Source organism: Actinomycetota bacterium (assembly GCA_036280995.1).
GTDB lineage: Bacteria > Actinomycetota > CALGFH01 > CALGFH01 > CALGFH01 > CALGFH01.
This window is the reverse complement of sequence record DASUPQ010000870.1, coordinates 1-2,062: the sequence shown is the minus strand read 5'-3', so window position 1 is coordinate 2,062 and position 2,062 is coordinate 1. Positions and strand designations below refer to the sequence as shown.

The following is a 2,062-nucleotide window of genomic DNA, read 5'->3' as shown; positions in this document are numbered from 1 at the left end:
AGCGCCGCCACGCCGTAGCCGGCCAGCGTCCCCAGCAGGTACCCGACGGCCGCCGACAGCCCGCTCACCGCCCCCTGGGCGGACGGGGTCCGGGGCAGCATGCTGGGCTGCAGCGACCACCACCAGAAGGCCAGCGCGACGGCCAGGCCGCCGGCCTGGTGGTGATGGCGCTGCGTCCTCACGGCGGTCGCGACCACCCGCGCCGGCGCGCTCGCCCGGACCGGAGACGAGCTCGGCGCCCTGCTCGACGGGCTCCGGTGGGGCCTCCGCGCCGGGGTGGCCTTCCTCGCCGCCGTCCTGGTCGTCGTCCCGGGTGGGCTCGGGACCCGGGAACGGGGACGGCCAGCGCGGGAGAAGATAGGCGTGGACCTCCGCCAATCAGCCGGCGGAGGTCCACGCGAGGTGAAGCGGGGTGTCCGTCACCCGGCAGGGTGAGATCGCGCGCCGCTTACGTCATCCCCATGGCTTCGCGGCGTGACCAGGCCTCCCTCCCTCTGGCCGGTCCCCGGCTCACCGAGCTTCACCGAAGAAGAACGAACCCGGACGTGCGGTGGTTACAGGAAGCGGTGGTTACAGGAATGCGTGTCGGCTGGTCGTCGGCGGCCCGCCCTGTCCATTTCCCTGGTCCGGGCGCTCGACCGGTTGGTCTCCGGCTCCTCCCTGGGCTGGTTGCTGGCAGCGGCGGCGGGGCCTCGGCCTCGTCATCGGGCTGCTGCTGGTCGCCTCGGCGAGCTCGACCAAGGGTCGACGCGAACGCCGTAGGCGGGTTCGTTCCATGCAGCACAACCCGGAGTACGAGGGCATCAAGCCCTGGCGGGAGCCCGCCAGCTGGCTGGGCGAGTCCTCACCAACTTGACCGTTGCCGTCCAGGCCCATCCGAGCGCCACCAGGGAGCAGCTGGCGGCCATCCGCGAAGCCATCGACACATGGGCCGGGGTGCTGGACGAGTGCTTCGACGGCCTCATCACCCTGACCGAGGTCTCACGGCGCCAAGCCGCCGACATCGTGGTCCACTACGTGCCGACCGCCGGCGGGGTGGTATTCGGCGGCTACGCCATCTGCGGCGACCATGGCTGCCCCAACATCCTCGTCCGCTCGGACCTGCCGCCCAGCCTGGACCGCGACCCCTACGACCCCGAGTACCTGGGCTCGGTGACGCTGCACGAGCTCGGCCACGCGCTGGGGCTGGGGCACGCCACCAACCTGTTGGAGAGCACCGACCTGATGGGCTATGGCTGGCCCGAGCTGGGTGACCCGGTGCTGTCGCAGTGCGACGTGGACGCGCTGGCCTTCGTGTTCGCCTGGGCCCTGGAAGGGGCCGAGCCCTACCCGCCGGCCGAAGGTCCGTACGACTGCTCAGCGGCCTGATCAAAGGAGGGCGGCGCCGGAGACGGGTCCGGCACCGCCCCGGGCGTCTACCATGGCCGGGTCTGCCACCGATGCCAGGGGCCCCTGCCATGACCGACGAAGAGCTCCGCGACCTGCTGCTCGACACCAAGGTGATCGCCGTGGTCGGCCTCTCGGCCAACCCCGACCGCCCCTCCAACCAGGTCGCCTGGTACCTGCACCACCAGGGCTACCGCCTGTTCGGGGTCAACCCCGCCTGCCCGGAGCCGGAGGTGTTCGGGGTGCCGATGCTGCCCTCCCTCGACCAGGTGCCCGAGCCGATCGACCTCGTCGACGTCTTCCGCCGCCCGGAGCACACCCCCCAGGTGGCCAGGGAGGCGGTCGCGGCCGGGGCCGGCGCCGTCTGGCTCCAGCTCGGCATCCGCAGCGACGAGGCCCGCGCCGTCGCCACCGAGGCCGGCCTGCGCTACGTCGAGGACCGCTGTCTCAAGGTTGAGCACGCCCGGCTGCTGGGTCCCCGGCAGCGTCCTGGGGTCACTGATAGACCCTGACGTAGTCCACGCGCAGTGCTTGGGGGAACGTCGTGCTGGCGTCGGGGCTTCCAGCCCATGGGCCTCCGATAGCGACGTTGAGCAGTAGATGGAACGGGTGGTCGAACACCCACCGCGATCCTGCCGGAAGGTCCGCGGCGGCGATCGCTCCGTACGGGCGACCG

General features: G+C 72.1%; 3 protein-coding genes. 2 read left to right on the top strand and 1 reads right to left on the bottom strand.

The genetic code is table 11. The features are described 5' to 3' along the window. A partial coding sequence (locus VF468_29175; protein ID HEX5882359.1) for an alpha/beta-hydrolase N-terminal domain-containing protein occupies window positions 1-182 on the bottom strand: 182 nt, incomplete at its 3' end. A gap of 670 nt (window positions 183-852) precedes the next feature. Here VF468_29175 and VF468_29170 point away from each other — a divergent pair. Continuing rightward, complete coding sequence (locus tag VF468_29170; protein HEX5882358.1) at window positions 853-1,368, top strand: hypothetical protein; 516 nt, start codon at window positions 853-855, stop codon at window positions 1,366-1,368. Between the two features lie 89 nt (window positions 1,369-1,457). After that, the gene (locus tag VF468_29165) at window positions 1,458-1,898 is read left to right on the top strand and encodes a CoA-binding protein (protein HEX5882357.1); all 441 of its coding nucleotides are present in this window, start codon (window positions 1,458-1,460) and stop codon (window positions 1,896-1,898) included. The last annotated feature ends 164 nt before the right edge of the window (window positions 1,899-2,062 follow it).

Excerpts from the sequence above, each read along its gene's own strand:
- VF468_29165 (HEX5882357.1), top strand. The coding sequence starts at position 1,458 with ATGACCGACGAAGAGCTCCGCGACCTGCTGCTCGACACCAAGGTGATC.